Origin of the sequence: Paenibacillus sp. 37 (assembly GCF_008386395.1) — a bacterium.
GTDB lineage: Bacteria > Bacillota > Bacilli > Paenibacillales > Paenibacillaceae > Paenibacillus > Paenibacillus amylolyticus_B.
The window spans coordinates 6,634,341-6,655,016 of the sequence record NZ_CP043761.1 but is presented as its reverse complement, the minus strand read 5'-3'; the positions used below and the strand labels follow the sequence as shown (position 1 = coordinate 6,655,016).

The window sequence follows — 20,676 nt, the reverse complement described above, 5'->3', positions numbered from 1 at the left end:
CTCACGGTCCCTCCTTCCAGGGAATCAGCCGAGGTTCCGGATCGAGAATAGACTCGTAATGTGCAAGATTGCCCCACTCACCGCTAGGATCAATGCGTTTGTAACGCAAATATTTACGAACCCGGTCCTCCAGACTGCCGGCCCAGCCGAGATGTTGAACCTTCAGTTCCGTACTGACCCCAGGCAATACCGTGCAGGACAAGGGAAGGCGGGGAACATGATGATTCTGTTGTGGATAGAAATAAGGATATCCAGGCATATAACGTACAAGTGAAGCGGTATGCCGCTTGTGCAGACACCAGAGATCATCTTCCCGGTAGTGGGTCCGGCCACCCCACATGTCGTAGAAACGGAATGCAAACCAGTCCGCATACTCCTGATTAATCAGCGTGCGGATGGCTTTCTTGGCCTCTGAGCTGTACAGCTCATCCGCATCAACTGAGAGCAACCAGTCGGGACATGTTCCCGCAGCCGCTTGCCACAAAGTGTTGCGAAGACGCCATTCCTCAGCGAACAGCGGTTTGTCCAGTACTTCCAGACGGACCACCTTAGGGTAGGCTTTACATATATCCGGTGTTCCGTCTGTGCTGGCATCGTCCACAATGACGATCTCATCCACGAACTCACTCAGATCATGCAATACTTCTTCCAGGTATCGGCCACGTTCATTGCGAACCTGGAGCATGGCGGTGAGCTTGTTACCTTTGCTTTTGCGAACCCGACGAATGGAGAAGGGTTCTTTGAATACACTCGTTTCCTCTTGTGATACAGCAGCATTCTGTTCTGCCTGACCTTGTGAATCATTCCAGTGATGCACTTGGCTTCGGATGTCCTGCGTTGGTTGTGCATGATCCGGGGGATGATCTCCATTTTCCAATGCGTCTGTATGTGTTCGATCGACTGTTTCGGTTGGCGTGTAAGTGGTTTCGGTTCGGATATTCCTGTGCACCATTGGTCCATTCAACTGTTGTCTACGCTTCTTCGGGTCCAGCATCATGGCACCTCCCCAAGCAATTGCTGTACAGCATGGTCCAACAGCTCCAGCTCGACAATCCGGGCCAGCGCATCTTCATCCTCCAGTGCTGTCTCAAGGAAATGTCGGACTGCCCCGTGTCGTTCCCCTCGCAGTGCCAGCGCACTGCCGGATAATTGCTGATAGTCCCGGCGACTGGCATCATCCTGAATATCGACTGCATGCACCAGCGCCAGTGCCTCTTCCACGCGTCCAGTCTCCTGGTAGATGCGGAATTTCCAATGTCTCGCGGTTTCTCCGCCAAGTTCGTCAAGGATACGCAGGGCATTTCCGTAATCATCGTTCATACGCAGTACTTCCGCTCGTACAAGTTGATCTTCTCCCGCCTCAAGCCAGCGACATAACTGTTCATAATGATGCCGTTCTTGTTCATCGGCTGCACTAATTCCATACACCCGCAGGGCGTCCTCCAACTGTCCGGCCCGGGCATGAATGGCAGACAGGAATCTATAGTGGGAGACTACACAGTCACCGCGACCATTCAATACCGCATGGGAGAATGCCTCTTGAAGTGAATTGATAGACCGCGGATCTTCAAGCAAGTACTCATAGGCTGCCAGCAAAAAGGATATCGTCTCATGTGCACCTGCTTTGGCTCGGAGCTGTCGGTAGAAGTCGGCACGTACACTGCATTGAAGCAGGGTGACGCTATCCGGAGTGCCTGACAGGATCTGCCGCAGCGCATGCAGGAAGAACAGTTCGTAGTCCCGGAGAGGGACTTCGAGATCATCTTTTTGCATCGTACCTGCAGGTGCAGGGTCTTCACCGCCCAGCCAGATGGCACGTACGCCTTGGAAAAGCAGCTTCATATAACGTGTTTCGGAGGATGTGCCGACCAGATCGGCGATGCCGACCAGTTTGGAAATACTACTCTCCCATAGCGGAGATTCTGCTTCGTTTCCAGCAGGCTCAGGGAGCAGGGCAATACATAGCTCAGGCTCCAGCGAAGCCGTAGCTATTAGCCAGTAGGGATGGGCGACTACGGCTACGGTGCGAGGTTTCAGCAATAGCTGCTCGGCTTCAGGGAGGGAGATGACGGTAATGGCTGGAGGTACATCTTCTGTTTGCGTCAGGCTGCTGACGTAGTAGACCTCTCCCTCGATCGACAGCAGTGCAGCAATATCGGGATAGGGAAAGGATGACCAGCCCCCTTTGCGAGGGAAGAGAACATATCGGACCGGGGACTGTGTTGTACTGGCCTTATTCAGGCTGACTTCGGAGTCTTCACCTGGTAATGGCGCAGGTTTTTCCATGAATCGTTCACCTCACCTTGACTGTAATATGGCGCGTCATTCGTTCTGCATGTACTTCATGCTTTCACTTCATATGTAAAGCCCTCACGGTACTTCGCATGATATGCCTGAGACTAACATATGGGCATTCCGTCCCAAACATGAGTATCTTCCATGAATAGATGAAGTAGGCAAGCCATTATAGAGCTTCCCTAAGCTCCAATCCTCCATTTTGGCTTCATTCCACGTTCTCGATACTGAAAAAAAGATATTTGAATTCGCACTACAATAGGCTGATTTTTATCTTTTGTGTGACCAGGATCACTTTTTTTTGCTCTGGAGACGGAGATTGTGATAATTATCACATGTATAAAATAGGGAATCTGGCACAATACGTTCATCAACGTATTTGGCGGACAGACAGCGAAGGTGCAGCTTCAATGCCAGATACGCATACTGCGAAGTGAACAGAAAGAAGGGGTAACGGTATGGATCCGATTATGTTATCGCGTATCCAATATGCACTTACAACGATTTTCCATTTCTTTTTTGTCCCGCTATCCATCGGTCTTGTACTGTTGGTTGCAATCATGGAGACGTTGTACGTTGTTAAGGGTAAGGAAATCTACAAAACGATGGCGAAGTTCTGGGGCAAGCTGTTCCTGATTAACTTTGCCGTCGGGGTAGTCACAGGTATTTTGCAAGAGTTTCAGTTCGGTATGAACTGGTCCGAGTACTCCCGATTTGTCGGGGACGTGTTCGGTGCGCCACTGGCTATTGAAGCGCTACTGGCGTTTTTTATGGAGTCTACATTTATTGGTTTGTGGATATTTGGATGGGATCGTTTGTCCAAAAAAGTGCACCTGGCCTGCATCTGGCTGGTGTTTGTCGGCACATTCCTGTCCGCGCTGTGGATTCTGGCAGCCAATTCATTTATGCAGCATCCGGTCGGGTTTGAGATTAACAACGGCCGAGCCGAGATGAATGATTTCTTTGCACTCATCACGAATGGTCAGTTGCTCGTCGAGTTCCCACATACGATTTTTGGGGCATTGATGACAGGGGCCTTTGTTGTAACCGGGATCAGTGCCTACAAATTAATGAAGAAGCAGGATGTGGAGATCTTCCGCAAATCGTTTAATATCGCGATCATTATCGCGCTTGTTTCTTCATTTGGTGTAGCTTTCTCTGGACACTTCCAGGCTCAATATCTCGTGGAGACACAGCCGATGAAGATGGCAGCCAGTGAAGGCACATGGACAACGACAGAAGATCCGGCACCATGGACGGTGGTCGCTTTTATCGATCCGGATAAACAGGAGAGTACGGGTGAGATCAAAATCCCTGGATTGCTCAGTTACCTGTCCTACAGCAAGTTCTCCGGTAGTGTCAAAGGCATGAAGGAACTGAATGCTGAGTATCAGCAGACGTATGGACCGGGGGACTACATCCCGCCGGTACGGACAACGTTCTGGAGTTTCCGTATTATGATCGCAGCGGGTGGTTTGATGATTGTGCTGGCTCTGTACGGTACGTTTCTGGCTGTGCGCAAGAAGCTGGAGGTCGCTGGAAAGTGGTTTATGCGTCTGATGGTATTTGCCATCTCCCTGCCGTTTATCGCCAATACATCAGGTTGGATCATGACCGAGGTTGGAAGACAGCCATGGACGGTATTTGGTTATATGACCACCGAGGCCGGGGTCTCACCGAACGTATCCGCAGGAATGATCCTGTTCTCCACGATTGCGTTCACAGCCGCGTATACGGTTCTTGGTATCGTGATGGTATACCTGTTCGTACGTGAGATCAAGGCAGGACCATTTGCGGTCGATAAGCCAGAAGATCACGATGAATCGGCCGATCCGTTCGGCGTGGATGGAGGTTATTCCGTTGTCACTAAGTGAGTTGTGGTTTTTGCTGATTGCCGTATTGTTTGTTGGTTTCTTCTTTTTGGAAGGTTTTGATTTTGGTGTGGGGATGTCTACAGGCATTATTGCCAAAACGGATCGTGAACGCCGGACCCTGATCAACTCGATTGGTCCGTTCTGGGATGGTAACGAAGTATGGCTGATTACAGCAGGGGGCGCAATGTTTGCTGCCTTCCCGCACTGGTATGCCACGATGTTCAGTGGTTTCTACCTGCCGCTTGTGGTCGTGTTACTTGCCTTGATTGGTCGCGGGGTTGCCTTCGAATTCCGCAGTAAAATGAAACAGCAGCGCTGGCGCAAAACATGGGATATCATCATTGTGGTATCCAGCGCGCTCCTGCCTTTCCTGTTCGGCGTAGTCTTTGCCACGTTCATGAAGGGTCTGCCCATTGATGGGGAGATGCAGTTGCGTGCAGGATTCCTCGATATTGTTAATCCGTACACCGTGATTGGTGGCTTGAGCGTAACGCTGTTGTGTCTCGTTCATGGATTGCTGTTTGCATCACTACGAACAGTTGGTGATCTAAGAGAGCGTGCCTTGAAGACAGCGCAAAAATTGATGCTGCCGCTGGCTTCACTACTCGCTGTTTACGCGTTAATGACGTATTTCATGACGGATGTGTTCGCCGTACGGGGCTGGGCTCTTTGGATCATGGTTGTACTTGGCGCAGTCGCGCTTGCACTTGCGGCATACTTTGTTCGTCAGAAGCGTGAAGGCTGGGCTTTTGGTATGACTGGAGCAGTGATTGCAATTGCCTTTGCCTCGGTCTTTATTGGACTGTTCCCAAGAGTGATGGTGAGTTCCTTTGGAGCGGCATATGACCTGACTGTATACAACGCCGCATCCGGTGCGTATTCATTGAAAGTAATGACCATTGTAGCTTGCACATTGCTGCCGTTTGTTCTTGGCTATCAGATCTGGAGTTATTATATCTTCCGCAAACGTCTGAACGAGCAGCACCACCTGGAGTACTGATATGGGACGGGGGCTGCTGAAGCTGCCGGGCATCCGGCCAGTACTCGCGCTGGCATCAGCGCTGGTACTGTTACAGGCGATGACGATCATTATGCAAGCCAAATGGCTGGCACAGGCCATCACGGCATTGTTTGAAGGTTCATCCATAACGGAGCAGTACCCGGTACTGCTGTTGTTCCTGGCTGCTTTTGCCGCCCGCTACGCCCTATCCTTCTGGTTACAACTTGTGACTTCACGATATGCGGATAAGACAGGGACTGATCTGCGCAGACAGATGGTGGAGCAGTGGTTCAGACTTGGACCGCGTTATGCCAAGACGGAGGGCACAGGGCATCTGGTTACGCTGGCACGTGAGGGAACCGCTCAATACAAGACGTATCTCGAACTATTCATTCCTCGCATGCTAGGCATAGGATTCACACCCATCGTCATTTTGCTGTATGTGTTCAAGCTGGATATGATGTCCGGGGTTATTCTGATGCTGACACTACCGATCCTGATCGTGTTCATGATTCTGATTGGCCTCGCAGCCCAGCGGAAGATAGACGGACAATTCCGATCCTACAAAGCACTCGCTAACCATTTTGTTGATACCTTGCGTGGGCTGGAGACGCTAAAAACATTGGGACAGAGCAAAACACATGAAGGCTCCATTCGGCGGGTCAGTCAGCGGTATCGGAAGGCGACGATGTCCACCCTGCGTATGGCCTTCCTTTCTTCATTTGCACTCGATTTCTTCACCATGCTGTCCGTTGCTTCCGTGGCGGTTGGTCTGGGATTACGTCTGACGGAAGGGCATATGCTGCTTGGCCCTGCGTTGACGGTACTGATTCTGGCACCCGAATATTTCCTGCCTGTACGTATGCTCGGCGCTGATTATCATGCCACATTGGACGGTAAGGAAGCCGGAGCGGCCATTAATCAGGTGATTGAACGGGGGAAAGCTGCTGAACGGAAACAGAAAGAAGCTTATGCAAACGTTGTTGCGCACACGGACATGGCAGAGGATGGGACGGAATCTGCATCATCGTTACCTTCGGGTAAAAGGAAAGCAGGCATTTCGACCATACGTGTCGTGTTGAACGATAAAACGGCTGTGGGACATCTTGCTCCTGATCCTGATCCTGTTTCTACTACTTCTGATCTTGGTTCTTCCTCAGTGTTCTCCTGGAATGAGAATAGCAGGTTGGCACTAACGGATGTACAGGTACGACACGATGATGAAGGTCCTTATTCGCTAAAGGATGTCACATTTCAGATCACAGGTCTTGGAAAAATCGGTATTATCGGTGCCAGCGGAGCAGGCAAGTCCACATTAATCGATGTATTGGCTGGATTTCAGCTACCTACTTCAGGCCAGGTATTAGCCAACGGGCAGCCGGTGACACCGGATATGCTTGAATCCTGGCGAAGACAGACGGCAGCTATCCCGCAGCATCCATATATTTTTAGTGGAAGTTTAGCCGATAACGTTCGTTTCTACATGCCAGAGGCTTCGGATACGGAAGTGGCCAAGGCCGTTAGTGCAGCTGGATTAACCAAGTTACTGACCTCATTATCCGCTGGGTTGCATGAGCCTATTGGGGCTGGTGGCAGACAGCTCAGTGGTGGGCAGGAGCAACGGGTGGCGCTGGCAAGAGCTTTGCTTAGTCAACGGAACATCCTGCTGCTTGATGAACCGACAGCTCATCTGGATGTGGAAACAGAGTATGAACTGAAACAGACGATGCTGCCGCTGTTTGAAGGCAAACTTGTATTTTTGGCTACCCATCGTCTGCACTGGATGCCACATATGGATCGGATTATTGTCATGGATGGCGGCACAGTGGCAGAGACGGGAACACATCAGGAATTGCTGGCAAGACAAGGTGTATATTATCAGATGATTCAGGCTCAGATGGAGGCGATATAAAATGAAGTCCGGATATGAACATATGGAGACCGTCCGTAACGGAAAAGAAAAAAATAGCTGGATCGCTCCGTATGTGGCACAGTACCGCTGGAGATTCATCGCAGTCATTGCGCTGGGTACATGCGCTGCCTTGTGTGCGGAACTGCTGCTGTTCACCTCCGGATTTCTGATCTCCAAGTCTGCGCTGCGTCCTGAAAATATTCTGATGGTGTATGTACCTATTGTCGGTGTACGTGCATTTGGGATATTTCGCGCCGTCTTTCGATATATCGAGCGATTGGCAGGACATGATGCCGTACTGCGTGTGTTGGCCGATCAACGGGTGAAGTTATATCGCATTCTGGAGCCACAGGCCCTGTTCCTGCGCTCTCGCATGCAGACCGGAGATGTACTCGGAGCACTCGCCGATGATGTGGAGCGGCTGCAGGATATCTATCTGCGTACAGTCTTCCCCGCCGTTACCGCACTTGTGATGTACGGTGGGGCTGTGATTGCTTTTGGCAGTGTGGATCTGGGATTTGCGGTGTGGATGGGTTTGTATATGTTATTTCTCGTTGCCGTGTTACCTGCGATCTCCCTGAAAGTGACGTGGAAATGGCGTGTACGGCTGAAAAAGGAAAACAGCAGGTTGTATACCCGTCTGACCGACGGTGTACTTGGACTGGGAGATTGGCTTGCAAGTGGACGAGCGGCCGAATTTGTTCAGCAGCAGGAAGAAGCGGAGGAACAGGTCGACGCGATTCGTCGCAAGTTGCGGCGTTGGACACGCTGGCGTGATCTGATGGCCCAGTGCGTCATTGGCCTGCTGGTGGTATCGGTTACGTTATGGGCCGGAAACGCGGCTTCTGTCGGACAGTTGCCTGCCGTGATGATTGCTGCTTTTGTATTGGTGTTATTCCCGCTCACGGAAACACTTCTGCCTGTAGGGGATGCGGTGGAGCATCTTCCACAGTATCGAGAATCACTGGATCGCTTGAAGCAGCTCGAAGGGAAAGGGTATCTTCCGGGGCAGAATGGAGCGAATGATGTTGATGGAACGGGCGACTCGGACAGACGAATTCGTCTTCGCATTCCACCCAAACTAAGAGCAGACATGGAGATTAATCGCGTAAGTTACCGTTATGCAGCGGATGATTCCTACGCCGTACATGATGTATCCCTTCATCTGCCACAAGGCAAACGATTAGCTATTCTTGGACGAAGCGGCGGCGGCAAATCGACATTGTTGAAGCTGATTCAGGGGGCATTATTTCCGTCTGCGGGGAAAGTTCTGATCAATAATATGCCTGTGCAGACCCTTGGTGATAGTGTCACTGATGTTATCGCGGTGCTGAATCAGAGCCCACACCTGTTCGACACCACAGTAGCGAATAATTTGCGGATTGGTCGTCCACATGCAACGGATGAGGAGATTCGTCAGGTGGCCGCCCAGGTAGGTTTATCCGGTCTGATCGAATCTTTGCCGCAGGGATATGATACGCCAATGCTGGAGACGGGACTGCGTTTCTCCGGTGGGGAAAGGCAACGGATTGCTCTGGCCCGGGTACTGCTTCGGGAGACACCTGTTATTATATTGGATGAACCAACCGTAGGGCTTGATCCAGTGACGGAACGCGAGTTGATGCGGACCATTCTGGACAGCTTGCAAGGCAAAACGATGATCTGGGTTAACCATCACCTGATTGGTGCGGAACAGATGGACGAACTTATTTTTATGGAAAATGGACAGATTGCCATGCAGGGTTCTCACGAACAATTGCTGGCTGGAGAAGAGCGATACCGCCGTCTCATCGAACTCGATCGACCCGGATGGTCTGACTTGCAGACAGTAGAGGGCAAGCTGCCTACTGCCGCTTCCAGATAGCAGGAACTTTCCCGGTATAACCATGATCTCAGAGTCGGGACTGTCCGTTCACTCAGCATCGCAAATGGGAGCGGATAGTGTGTCTCAGGTTTATTAAAACAAAATAACACAAACAAGGGATGTCCCCTGTCATATTCATGACTATGGGACATCCCCTTTTTGCTTCTTGGTAACGCTCAGATTTCCTGTGCCAGCAGCATGGCTGTGCCACAGGATTGACGCACAACCAGTTCCGGCTCTACTTTAATGCAACGATTATCCATTTGTTTGTTCATCAGATCGAACAGAATCATGGCAGCAAGGCGTCCAATTTTATCCGTATCCTGCTTGACGGTTGTTAGCGCTGGATCGGTATAACGGCAGGCTTCGATGTCGTCACAACCTGCCACAGCTATATCTTCTGGAATGCGTAACCCCACTTCCTTAAAGGCGCGAATAGCTCCAAAGGCAAGTAGATCTGTGGCTGCAAACACGGCACGTGGCAGAGTCTTGCAGGCAAGCATTTTCTTGGCTGCTTCGTATCCATCCGCTGCGGCATAATCTTTGCTGTATACAACCCACTCGGGCTTTTCATCAAGACTAAACTGATTTAGTGAACGTTTGAAAGCCATCTCTCTCTGTTGCATCACAAGAGAGGCGCGCTCCAGCCCGATAAAACCAACTTCTCGATAACCATTCATATAAAATTGTTCTACAACTTTGGTTGAGATCTTATCGTTATCGGACATGATGTAACAGGAGCTTTGTCCTGTTAGTTCGATATCTATTCCGATACAAGGAATCGGGCTGGCATCCAGGTCAAATATACTGCTCTCGACTTCATCCCCCGCAATAATAATACAGCCATCCACTTGAAAATACTTGGATCTCGCCAAGTAGTCCTCACCCTGATCCAGAAACTTCTCATTTGAGAAGAAGAGTAGATCGTATCCAAGCAAGCCAATTTGTTTCTTAAACGCATTGATAACCTGTACGAAGAAAGGGTGGCTGAAATCCACGTTCAGCTTCCCTGCAAACACAACGCCAACGAGGCTGGATTTTTTGGTTGCCAGCGTTTTGGCTGAAGAAGATGGACGATAGCCTGTCTCTTCCATAATTTTAAGCACACGCTGGCGCGTTTCCTCGCTAATGTCTGGATAGTTATTGATAATCTTGGACACCGTGGCTACAGACACGCCGGCTAAACCCGCTATCGTTTTGATATTCATAAACATCCCTCGGATTCCTAAACTAGTTTCGTAAACTGGGGTTGCATCGGTTTTTTTGCTTTCTTGCAAGTATTCTATGCTACAAAGACCGTACAGTCAACAGAAGAAAGGGGGAATCACACTTGAAATAATATGCATTCATAGGTTTGAAGCGATCAAGGAGGTTTGTTGCGAAAATAAAGGCTAATTTTAGCTCATAATCTTAATTGTTTTACAGATTTCGAGTCCATTTAAAGGAATATCGGGTTATCTGGGACTGTACATGAAATCATGTCATGTGCTGTTTTTCGTAACTTTCGTAACTGTCGTAAAGGTTACCTTGACTTCAACGTATACAGCAATAAATAAAGCTTTTATCAAGCGGGTTGGAGTATGGGAATCAAAAAAACAAAATGACTATTTACAAAATAAAGATCTGAAGTCATAATAAGGGTGAAATTAACGAAACTGATTTCGTAGATTTAATTCAAAAATTTGGGGGACAACGAAAATGAAGAAAATGACTTTAGCCATTGTACTTGTAACCGCTTTATTATGTGTGCTCGCCGCTTGTAGTAACAGCTCTTCGGAATCAGAAGGAACTCAGGCTACAGACAGCAGCAAAAAAGTTACCTTGAAGATCATTCACTGGCAGCAAGAGAATATTAACAACTACATCAAAGAGTTTAATACGAAATTTGAAGCGAAATATCCGGACGTAAAGGTGGAATATACTACGGTTCCGGCAGACGCGACTTACGATCAGTTGATGCAAACACGAATGAACGCCGGAAGTAATGGGGACGTAGATATCCTTCCACTCAAATCAAGCTTTGTAGGCGCTCCGCAGGAATGGTCCAGTGGTGCTGCTGATCCGATGTGGAAGCAATGGATCGATGCCGGGTTAATCAGTGATCTGTCAGATCAATCTTTTATCAAAAACTACAATGAAGCGGATGTACAGAACGCAATGACGTATAACGATAAGGTGTACGGTGTAAACATGGGCAAGGTGGCATTCACAGGACTGTTCTACAATAAGGAACTCTTCGCAAAATATAATCTGGAGATCCCTACAACCTGGGATGAATTGCAACATGTTATCAAAGTGTTCAAAGACAATGGTGTCGAAGCGCTGGGTCTGGCGGGTAAAGATGTATGGCCAATAGGTCTTGCGGTGCAAGGGCTCCAGGCCTCTATTCATGAAGATCAGCTTGCTTATATCAAAGGTCTATGGACTGGTGAAACCAAGCTGACTGATCCGGTTCAACTTGAAGTCTTGCAGAAATCCCAGGATCTGATGAACAATGCAATGCCTGGTTTCATGGGTATTGACTACGGAACATTGCCCAGTTTGTTCGCTACAGGCAAGGTAGCTATGATTGCTGACGGCACTTGGGATGCAACAACAATTCAAACGGCCAACCCTGATCTGAAGTTTGGATATTTCCCAATTCCAGGTAGCAATGATGCAGCCAAGAACAAAAATCTGGCGGGTAAATACGATATGACCTGGATGGTGGTGGATAACTCACCGAACAAGGATTACGCAATGAAATGGCTTGATATGTTATCGGAGAAAGAGAACTACACGGAATTTGTGAATGCAGCAGGCTTCCTGCCCACACAGCCTGATGTGGAGATGACAAGTGAGTTTATCCAAGGCATTCAGCCTTACCTGGAGGGCTTTAAACTTTCTTGGGATCAGTTGTTCATTAATCGTCAGAATGTAGGACAGTACATTTCGGAGGCCAGCGTTCACGCAGAGATGCTCAAGCCAGCCGGACCGATTGCAACACCGGAAGAGCTTGCAGGTAAATCCCAAGCGGACTGGGATGCTGCTGCTCCAAAGTAGTTCATAATCATTCATATTCATGGCACAAGTTGGCCGTATGCGCCGGAATAGCGCTCGGGTCTGAGCCTTCAGGCCAGACAAGGCTGTTATTCCGGTTTTCTTATGTCTTAGTTTTACCCCATGAAAGGTGTGAGGACGATGTATCCGTTTGGGAAAGGCAAGGCAAGACTGATTCCTTATCTGTATTTAAGCATTCCGTTGTTACTTTATGTCGTGTTTGGCTTCGGTCCATCACTTGTAACGATACTGTTTTCGTTTACAGATGCTACTGGTGTTCGGGGCCAGGAATGGAGCTTTATCGGCTTTGAAAACTATAAAACATTTTTTGGTGCATCCAATGCTGGAGACCGAATGGATGCTATTGGGCGATCCTTATACTTTGCGTTTGCTGTTGTGATCATACAAAATGCAGTGGGTTTGTTTATAGCGATTTTGATCAATAAAAAGCTTAGAGGCGATAAATTATATCGCGCGGTATTCTTTTTGCCAGTGGTGCTGGGGGTTACTGTGTCTGGACTCATTTGGCAACTCGTTGCAAATCCGCTGGGCGGACCAGCCCAGTCCTTTCTGAAGTTCTTTGGTACCAGTTCCAACTTTTTTGGCGATTATAATATCGCCTTTGAACTGATTATTTTTGTTCAAATCTGGATGTACATGGGTTACTCCATGACGATTTTTCTTGCAGGTCTGCAGTCCATTCCGAGCGATCTGTATGAGGCGGGTTACATGGATGGTGCTTCGGGATGGAAAGCATTTACGAACATTACATTCCCCATGATTGCTCCTGCATTCACGGTTAACATGCTCTTGTCTATCATAGGGGCATTGCAAACCTTTGATATTATCTATGTACTTACAGGCGGAAAGTTCAATACAACGACGCTTGCGTTTGATGTTTATGCTACAGCATTTGGCACAGGAACGGCTGATTACGGTTTGGCTTCTGCTGTCGCGATGATTCAGTTCCTCTTTGTATTTACCATATCGATGGTCGCTTTATTTTACCTTCGCAGAAGAGAGGTGGAAGCGTAATGAAACAGAGCCAAACGTCCAGAATGGTCAGCTACGTCATCGTTCTGCTCATGCTTGCGTTGTACGTCTTTCCTCTATTCTATCTGTTCAATGTATCCATGAAGACACAGACAGAGTATCTGCTCAATCCTGTAGCTCTTACCGAAGGGATCCGGCTTGAGAACTTTTCCGAAGCATGGAACAAAGGGAACTTCTCTCAGTATATGTGGAACAGTGTGCTCTATACAGGGATGTCCACCCTGCTGACGTTGATTTTATCTATATTTGCTGCATTCCCGCTCGCACGCAGATATGTTAAATTCAGCACACTCATTTATATTTTCTTTCTGATTTCCATGTACCTTCCCAACCCGCTCATTCCGCAGTTTTCCCTGATCAATAATCTGGGTCTCTACAACACCCAAATCGGGTACATCTTATTGAAGACGACAGGTACGGGCATTGCCTTTCTCATGTTTGTGGGTTATATCAAATCAATATCGCGTGAACTGGATGAGGCGGCGGCCATGGACGGGTGTGGATATACACGTTATCTGTTCACTATCCTTGTTCCGTTAATGAAACCGATCCTGGCAACAGGTATTATTCTTACTGCGATTGGTGTATGGAACGATATTATCGGGCCGACCATTTATTTATCTGATCCGAATTATCAGCCGGTAACCAAAGGACTCTTTACATTTTATGGACAGTACATGAACAACTGGCCGCTGCTCGCCTGTGGCATTCTGATTGTTACCTTGCCACTGGTTGTCCTCTATGTTGCTTTGCAACGTTTCATTGTTGGAGGTGCTATGGCAGGGGCTGTTAAATCGTAAGTTAGAATCACTCAGCTTTTCAAAAAAACATCATAAGAAAGCCACCCTCAACGTGATATGCTCCCATCATAGTAGACAGTAGAAAAAACAAAACTTCTACCTCTACCTTGATGGGAGTTTTTGTAATGTCAAAAAGAAGCCCAATTTCATATGAAATAAAGATTCAGGTTGTAAGGCGTTGCCTGCGACATGAATCCAATCCCAACCAGGAGGCAAAACAACTGGGGGTCCATAAAAACACGGTTACCGATTGGATAAGAAAATATCAAGCAGATGAAGTGGAAGGATTAAACGAATCCAAAAGTTGGAAAGTTTATTCCAAGGAGCTACGACTGGCAGCGATTCAGGATGTACTCTCCGGGAACTACTCCGTTCGAGCTGTAACCAAAAAGTATCATATATCGAGTAAAAGTGTGTTGGTGAGATGGATTTCCAAGTATACTGAGGGAAAACCAACTCGGAAAAGGATCGGATCCTCACACATGAACAAAGGACGGAAAACCACTTACGAAGAACGCATTGAAATTGTACAATATACCCTCGCTCATGATTTGAATTATCAGAAGGCAATCGAAAAATACAAGGTCTCTTACCAGCAGGTATACGCTTGGGTCCGTAAATTTAAAACCCATGGTCAGGAAGCTCTTCAAGATCATCGTGGTCGTAAAAAACCGCTAAAGGAGCTAGATGAGCAGGAACAATTAAAGCTTCGGATTAAGGAACTCGAAGCACGTAATGAGTATCTTGAAATGGAGAATGCATTTGCAAAAAAGTTGGCAGAGATCCGGCGAAGAAAACCGCGCTAACCTTCGTTCGGCATGTGGACATCTATCGAGCGATTAAGGAAATGCATGAAGAAAAAGGATATGCGGTCACAAGACTCTGTGAGCTCGCAGGGATTGCCCGATCGGCCTACTACAAGTGGCTGAAATGGACGCCATCTACCAGAGAACTCGAAAATCTTGCACTGGCTGAAGAAGTCAAACGTCGCTACGACAAACGAAGCGGGATACTTGGTTATCGCCAAATGCGTATTCAGTTGAATCGTAAGCTTAAAAAAAGCTACAACCGTAAACGGTATTATCGCATCATGCGTGCACTTGAATTAAGAGCAGTGATTCGCAAAAAACGGCCAAATTACGTGAAAGCTCCAGCCCTTCATATCGCTGAAAATGTCATGAACCGAAAATTCCAAGCGGAGGCACCCAACCAAAAGTGGTGCACGGATGTAACAGAGTTAAAGTACGGAAATGGCCGCAAGGCCTATCTGAGTGCCATTATTGACGGATATGACAACGCTGTTGTTTCATGGGTGCTCAGCCGTTCCAATAACAATGAGCTTGTCATGAATACGGTAAAGAAAGCTTACCGAAGAAACCCGGGCGCTGAGCCGCTTTTACACAGTGATAGAGGCTTTCAATATACCTCGCTCGAGTACAAGCGACTTCAAGTGAAATACAAGTTTAGGACAAGTATGTCTCGTGTAAGCCGGTGTTTGGACAACCAGCCTATTGAACGATTCTGGGGTACCTTTAAAGCAGAACGATTTTACTTGGAGAAATATGACACGTACGACGATCTCCTGCGAAGTGTACAAACCTATATGCGCTATTACAATAATTATCGATACACCGAACGACTAAATGGTTTATCCCCTAACGAATATCGACGAGCAGCTTAACGAAGAAAAAATAAATCCCCTCAGCTTGGATAACCGAGGGGATTGCACACGGATGATTTTGTTTTTTTGTCTGTCTACTTGACAGGGTGCACTTCAACGCAATGAAGGTGGCTTCTATTATTTTCATCGTTATTTTGGTTTTATAACTCCACTAACATCAGAATAATGGAGGATAGACACAGACATGTGCTGACTAGATACAGTACACCCACCACCTGATTTTGATTCAATCCTGCACGCAGCAGTCGATAATGGGCTTGACTCGCATCGGCCTGGTAGATCGCTTTACCTTGAATGAAACGTTTGATAACGACAAAGATGTTGTCGAAGATCGGTACACCCAGCGCCAGAATTGGAATGAAGATGGACAACATGGTTGCTTGTTTGAATGCACCGTCCAGAGCGATAACCGCCAGAATGAAGCCAAGGAACGTAGCGCCTGCATCACCCATGAACACTTTGGCAGGAGCTTTGTTGTACTTCAGATAACCAATCGTTACACCGACCAGAATGATCGACATGAGTGCGGAATCACTTTGACCTTTGGCAAGCGCCACGATGAACAGGGTAATTGCCGAGATGGCCGATAACCCGCCAGCCAGTCCGTCCATGCCGTCCGAGAAGTTGATGACTGTTGTCACCCCGAAGATCCACAGGATCGTGAGAATGAATTGCAGCCAGATTGGAAGCATGACATACTCCGCGTTGAAGGGATTCACAAATCCGGTGAACGCAATGCCAGAAGCAAATACGAGTACTGCCGCAGAGACCTGTACGAGCATTTTGGGCAGGGCAGGAAAATCTTTGCCTTTTGTTTTGTACCAGTCGTCGACGGTACCAATCGTTAGCAGAAGCATACCACCAGCGACCAGAGCCGCTGTTTCCCATGTGATTTCTTTCGTCAGAGCAATGTATGTCAGGAAAAATCCAGTAAATATCGCGTAACTCGCCGTGAGCGGGATAGGTTGCCTGTGTAGCTTACGCTCCACATCTTCCCGAGGCTTGTCCACAAAATCGAGCCGGTGAGCCAGTCGACCAAGCGGCGGAATAAGCAGAACCACGACAGCAAAAGACACTATAAAAGCCAGTATGTATACCATAAACTCGCTTGTTTCACTCCCATCTACCAATTTCCCCTTATTATACGAGTTAAACAGGAAATCTGTCGATGTCATTATTGTAACCAGACGTACGCAATAGTGAGCAGAAATCGGATTCTATTGCTTTTGAGGAAGATAGGAGCCGAAATAATGATTTACAGTTTCCGCATGATATCCATCATCACCTTGCCAGATTGCTGCAAAGATGAAATCACCGGAACCACCCTTGCCTTTTCTCGGTTTATCTCCAGGAACCAATATTCCGGCTGCCGCCCAGATTTCCAGCAGGGCATCCCGCTCCTGTTTGCTGGAAGGCAAGATATCTTTCCACTTTTTCTCCAGTGAACGTGCACTGTCCTTGGGGTCTTCCGTCTGAGCTGCTTCAAGCAGCTTTACAAGGATAGCTTGGTCTTCAGGGGTTACTTCATAGCTTGTATCGTTGTCCTTACGCAGTAATTCCAGATCCATCAGGCAATAGATAAGCCAACCGTGACGCACGCCGCCCCACTTGATCCGTTCAAAATTAAGGACGTTTAAGTCGACGTTGGAATATTCCTTGTCTGACTGCAAACGCAGGAAGTTACAATCCCCACAGGCACTGGTGTTAGGGTGAAGGGCAGGTCGTTCCGCATAGGTGTGTAAAGGCATGTGCGATGTTAAAGCCCAGCTGGATAATGCGCTACGTAGATAGACTTTTTTGGTGGACAGACTATGTAGAAATGCCGAAATCACCCGTTCCTTAAACGAGTCATCCTGATGCATGTCGTACAGACGCTGGACAATCTCGTCATGCGTGATCGTGAGTGGATCGAACATAACGCCTTTGCTTTTGGCATATTCAAATTCATCTCCAGAGAAGGGTAGAGAGGTTGTTTTCCAGCCGCCACCTCCCCAGAATGTGCTCAGCAGTATCTTTGCCGCTTTTTTGTCCATATAGTTAGCCTCCTTTATGGGAATTGCGATCATCATTTGTTTATCCCAGACCTGCTTACTTTAATGTTACGTATTCCGCGGTTGTATTCAGAATCATCTCGACGAGGCCTGGAAAACGTACGTTTAGTTCTTCCTTTCGTAGGGAGTAAAAGTGCTGTTTACCTTCAATGCGCGGCTGGATCACGCCAGCTTCACGTAAAATCTTGATGTGATGGGACAACGTGGATTTGGAAATATGGTCTACTTCGAAGGCGGAACAGTTTTTCTCGCCAGAGCTGGCCAGACAGTGTGCAATTTTCATACGGATCGGATCGCCCAATGCATTGCAGACCGTGGTCAGCTTCAATTCCGAAGCCATAGGTATCGTTGGAGTTCTCATATCTTGACGTTAGCATATTCGGCTTCCTCTTTCAATGTTTGAAAAAAATCGAACTATCTCTTGCGGGCAGTATAAGAAGTGTGTTACATTTCTTTTCAGTTATTTCGAAAATATTCGAACTGAAAGATTGGAAAATGGCTTTTTATTCTAGGAGGAATATAAATATGAGTACTATAAGTACCACTACACTGTTGAACAACTATTTCCGTTTATTTGATGCTTCACGTACAGACGAGCGCGCCATGCAGGATTTATTGTCCCTGTTTACACCGGACGCAGAGATTGTGCTTAACGGCACCAGCAGATCAGGGTTCGATGGTTTCATGAAAGCTTTCTACGAATACAATAAGGACGTAAAACATATGTGGGACGGTTGGGTGGAACAGCCTGACGGCAGCTACCAAACCAACTGGGCGGTATGCGGACAAACGGCAGACGGAACGGTATATGCCAAAGCAGGCATTGATATCGCGCGTGTAAATGATGCGGGCCAGATTGTGTATCTGGAGAATGTACAGGCCGACCGGAATGCGTTCAGCAAGTATAATCAGTAACAGCGGAGTGTAAATATGAGAAATTGAAATGGTTAGAAACGAAGCTCCACAGTCTTTAAGCTGTGTGGCTTTTTTGTGTATATTTAGCTAGTTTGAAAGGCGCTGAGGTGGGGGGATTCATTTATCGAATAGCGCAATTTCCTCAAGATAATTGGTACACAAAAACAGTCTGTGAAGATCTGATTTGTAAATGAAAAAGACCCTCCCGCATGTCCAAAACATGGCGGGAGGGTCCTCGTAAACGTGTATAAAACTAGTCGTTAGAGTCGAATGTTAATCTGAGCCGGATGTAGCTTAGGAGATGGTGATTTCCTTTGTATTAACGTTGTTTGGTCACTTTTAACGGACCAGACGCACGCTATTGGAAGGTATTTCGTGAATTCAAGATTCTAACGAAACACAGACACGTTAAAAGGCTACATGTTCAGATATTTTGCAGTTTTTTGCCCATGTAAGCCGATATAAGGTGGCTCAGGTTCGTTAGATTTTGAAAACATGTTATAAGCTTCAAATAAAGTGTCTATGATTCGTTAGCGTATTCCATGTTCAACGTTTTGAATCTCCGACGTGTAACATCCGACGCCTTCCCTACCCCTGCATCGTCTTATTCTGAAAAGCAGCGATATCCGCGTACTCTTCTTCGAATTTGCGGGAGATGCGGATGAAGATGGGCAGCAACTCCCGATAAACACGGACACTGTCCGGGTCAGGCTGGTGCCGGTGCGTTGATCCGATCATGCCGGAGACGGCACTTAGGGAATCGATGCGGCCCAGAGCATACAAGCCCAGTACGGCTGCGCCGAGGCAGGAGCTTTCGATACTTTCGGGGATGATGACATCCTGATCGAAAATATCGGCCATCATCTGGCGCCACAACTCAGAGCGGGCGAAGCCGCCAGTTGCCTGAATTTTTTTTGGACGACCGATCTTTTCTTCAATCGCCAGCATGACCGTGTACAGGTTAAACAACACACCTTCGAGCGCAGCGCGAATCATATGTTCTTTCTTATGATGTAGCGTCAGGCCGAAGAACGAACCCCGTGCGTTCGGATTCCAGAGCGGAGCCCGCTCACCTGTCATGTACGGATGGAACAAGAGACCCTCCGAACCCGGAGGTACATTTTCTGCAACACGAGTGAGCACCTCATACGGATCGATACCAAGTCTTTTCGCAGTCTCCACCTCGGAAGCCGCAAACTCGTCCCGAATCCAGCGGAAAATAACACCGCCGTTATTGACTGGTCCGCCAATGACCCAGGCATCCTCCGTGAGCGCATAACAGAAGAAGCGTCCTTTTGGATCGGTCACCGGTTTATCTACGACTGTGCGAATCGCCCCACTGGTACCAATGGTCACGGCCACGACGCCCGGATCAATGGCGTTCACGCCCAGATTGGAGAGTACACCATCACTGGCCCCGATGACAAACGGTGTGGTGACCGCAATGCCCATCTCCTTGGCGTACTCCGGGTGCAATCCATGTTTCAGCACATGTGTGGTTGGGACCAATCGGGACAGGTGTTCCGGCGTAATGCCCGCCACATGCAGTGCTTCTGCATCCCAGTCGAGTTTCTCCAGATTCATGAGTCCGGTGGCGGAGGCCATCGAGTGGTCAATGACGTATTCAGAAAATAATTTATAGAACACATATTCTTTCATGGATATGAATTTGTACGTCTGTCTGAACAGTTCCGGTTGATCCCGAGTGAGCCACATGATCTTGGTGAGTGGGGACATCGGATGAATGGGCGTACCTGTTCTCAGATAGATTTCGTGGCCATTCATCTCGGATTTGAGTGCTTCGGTCCACTCGGCACTGCGATTATCTGCCCATGTCATGGCTCGCATCAGCGGTTTGCCGTGTTGATCGACTGGCAGAATACTGTGCATGGCTGAACTGAAGGATAAAAACAGGATGTCCTCTGGCTTCACTCCCGCTTTGGACGTGGCCTGTTTAACGGATTCAATGACTGCTTTGAAAATATCTTCCGCATCCTGCTCCGCAATCGCAGGTGTGGGGGTGTGCAACGGATAATCGGCACTGCCTTGAGCCACAATGGTTCCGTTCTGTTCGAACAAGACGGCCTTGGTGGAGGTCGTGCCGATATCTACGCCGATCATATAGGGTGAAGAAGCCATTTTGTCATCCCTCTTTCTTAAATATATAAGTGAAAGAATGCTGTTACACGTTA

At 47.9% G+C, this 20,676-nt stretch carries 17 protein-coding genes; 10 read left to right on the top strand and 7 right to left on the bottom strand.

From position 1 onward, the window contains the following. Position 1: 1 nt before the first annotated feature. Complete coding sequence (locus tag F0220_RS28505) at positions 2 to 997, bottom strand: glycosyltransferase (protein ID WP_223199803.1); 996 nt, start codon at positions 995 to 997, stop codon at positions 2 to 4. Beyond that, positions 994 to 2,286 (bottom strand): tetratricopeptide repeat protein, encoded by a 1,293-nt coding sequence (locus tag F0220_RS28500; protein WP_091012626.1) that lies wholly within the window; start codon positions 2,284 to 2,286, stop codon positions 994 to 996. Before F0220_RS28500 ends, F0220_RS28505 begins: the two co-directional genes overlap by 4 nt. 467 nt (positions 2,287 to 2,753) lie before the next feature. Between F0220_RS28500 and F0220_RS28495 the strand changes: the two genes are divergently transcribed. Genes F0220_RS28495 through cydC form a run of 4 tightly spaced genes read left to right on the top strand, consistent with a single transcriptional unit; the run spans position 2,754 to position 8,945 of the window. Beyond that, positions 2,754 to 4,169, top strand: coding sequence for a cytochrome ubiquinol oxidase subunit I (locus F0220_RS28495; protein WP_091012627.1), 1,416 nt, complete (start codon positions 2,754 to 2,756; stop codon positions 4,167 to 4,169). Beyond that, positions 4,114 to 5,169, top strand: coding sequence for a cytochrome d ubiquinol oxidase subunit II (gene cydB / locus F0220_RS28490; RefSeq protein WP_223199802.1), 1,056 nt, complete (start codon positions 4,114 to 4,116; stop codon positions 5,167 to 5,169). Before F0220_RS28495 ends, cydB begins: the two co-directional genes overlap by 56 nt. 1 nt (position 5,170) lies before the next feature. After that, entirely contained in the window at positions 5,171 to 7,081 is a 1,911-nt protein-coding gene (gene cydD, locus F0220_RS28485) for a thiol reductant ABC exporter subunit CydD (RefSeq protein WP_149846869.1), read from the top strand. Position 7,082: 1 nt separating this feature from the next. Beyond that, positions 7,083 to 8,945 carry a thiol reductant ABC exporter subunit CydC gene (cydC, locus tag F0220_RS28480; protein WP_149846868.1) on the top strand — a complete coding sequence of 621 codons (1,863 nt, stop codon included), beginning with the start codon at positions 7,083 to 7,085 and terminating at the stop codon, positions 8,943 to 8,945. Between the two features lie 176 nt (positions 8,946 to 9,121). Here cydC and F0220_RS28475 read toward each other — a convergent pair whose 3' ends face one another. Further along, complete coding sequence (locus F0220_RS28475) at positions 9,122 to 10,153, bottom strand: LacI family DNA-binding transcriptional regulator (RefSeq protein ID WP_149846867.1); 1,032 nt, start codon at positions 10,151 to 10,153, stop codon at positions 9,122 to 9,124. 490 nt (positions 10,154 to 10,643) lie between these two features. Between F0220_RS28475 and F0220_RS28470 the strand changes: the two genes are divergently transcribed. The 5 genes from F0220_RS28470 (at position 10,644) to F0220_RS28450 (ending at position 15,518) form a co-directional block, all read left to right on the top strand. Then, positions 10,644 to 11,987, top strand: a complete 1,344-nt coding sequence (locus tag F0220_RS28470; protein WP_149846866.1) for an ABC transporter substrate-binding protein — start codon at positions 10,644 to 10,646, stop codon at positions 11,985 to 11,987. Positions 11,988 to 12,125: 138 nt separating this feature from the next. Next, positions 12,126 to 13,019 (top strand): carbohydrate ABC transporter permease, encoded by an 894-nt coding sequence (locus F0220_RS28465; RefSeq protein WP_149846865.1) that lies wholly within the window; start codon positions 12,126 to 12,128, stop codon positions 13,017 to 13,019. Beyond that, positions 13,019 to 13,837: a carbohydrate ABC transporter permease gene (locus F0220_RS28460; RefSeq protein WP_149846864.1), complete on the top strand. Its 819-nt coding sequence runs from the start codon at positions 13,019 to 13,021 to the stop codon at positions 13,835 to 13,837. Before F0220_RS28465 ends, F0220_RS28460 begins: the two co-directional genes overlap by 1 nt. Positions 13,838 to 13,962: 125 nt before the next feature. Beyond that, the gene (locus F0220_RS28455; RefSeq protein ID WP_188310484.1) at positions 13,963 to 14,643 is read left to right on the top strand and encodes a helix-turn-helix domain-containing protein; all 681 of its coding nucleotides are present in this window, start codon (positions 13,963 to 13,965) and stop codon (positions 14,641 to 14,643) included. Between the two features lie 14 nt (positions 14,644 to 14,657). Further along, positions 14,658 to 15,518, top strand: coding sequence for an IS3 family transposase (locus F0220_RS28450; protein WP_188310485.1), 861 nt, complete (start codon positions 14,658 to 14,660; stop codon positions 15,516 to 15,518). A gap of 140 nt (positions 15,519 to 15,658) precedes the next feature. Here F0220_RS28450 and F0220_RS28445 read toward each other — a convergent pair whose 3' ends face one another. From F0220_RS28445 to F0220_RS28435, 3 genes are all read right to left on the bottom strand, one after another. Further along, positions 15,659 to 16,618, bottom strand: a complete 960-nt coding sequence (locus F0220_RS28445) for an MraY family glycosyltransferase (RefSeq protein WP_036613004.1) — start codon at positions 16,616 to 16,618, stop codon at positions 15,659 to 15,661. Between the two features lie 117 nt (positions 16,619 to 16,735). Next, positions 16,736 to 17,551, bottom strand: a complete 816-nt coding sequence (locus F0220_RS28440) for a hypothetical protein (protein ID WP_149846863.1) — start codon at positions 17,549 to 17,551, stop codon at positions 16,736 to 16,738. Between the two features lie 55 nt (positions 17,552 to 17,606). After that, positions 17,607 to 17,930, bottom strand: a complete 324-nt coding sequence (locus tag F0220_RS28435) for an ArsR/SmtB family transcription factor (protein ID WP_223199801.1) — start codon at positions 17,928 to 17,930, stop codon at positions 17,607 to 17,609. 164 nt (positions 17,931 to 18,094) lie between these two features. Between F0220_RS28435 and F0220_RS28430 the strand changes: the two genes are divergently transcribed. Then, positions 18,095 to 18,484 carry a nuclear transport factor 2 family protein gene (locus F0220_RS28430; protein WP_149846862.1) on the top strand — a complete coding sequence of 130 codons (390 nt, stop codon included), beginning with the start codon at positions 18,095 to 18,097 and terminating at the stop codon, positions 18,482 to 18,484. Positions 18,485 to 19,072: 588 nt separating this feature from the next. Here F0220_RS28430 and gntK read toward each other — a convergent pair. Beyond that, on the bottom strand, positions 19,073 to 20,623 hold the full coding sequence (gntK, locus tag F0220_RS28425) for a gluconokinase (RefSeq protein ID WP_149846861.1): 1,551 nt from the start codon (positions 20,621 to 20,623) through the stop codon (positions 19,073 to 19,075). Between the last annotated feature and the right edge of the window lie 53 nt (positions 20,624 to 20,676).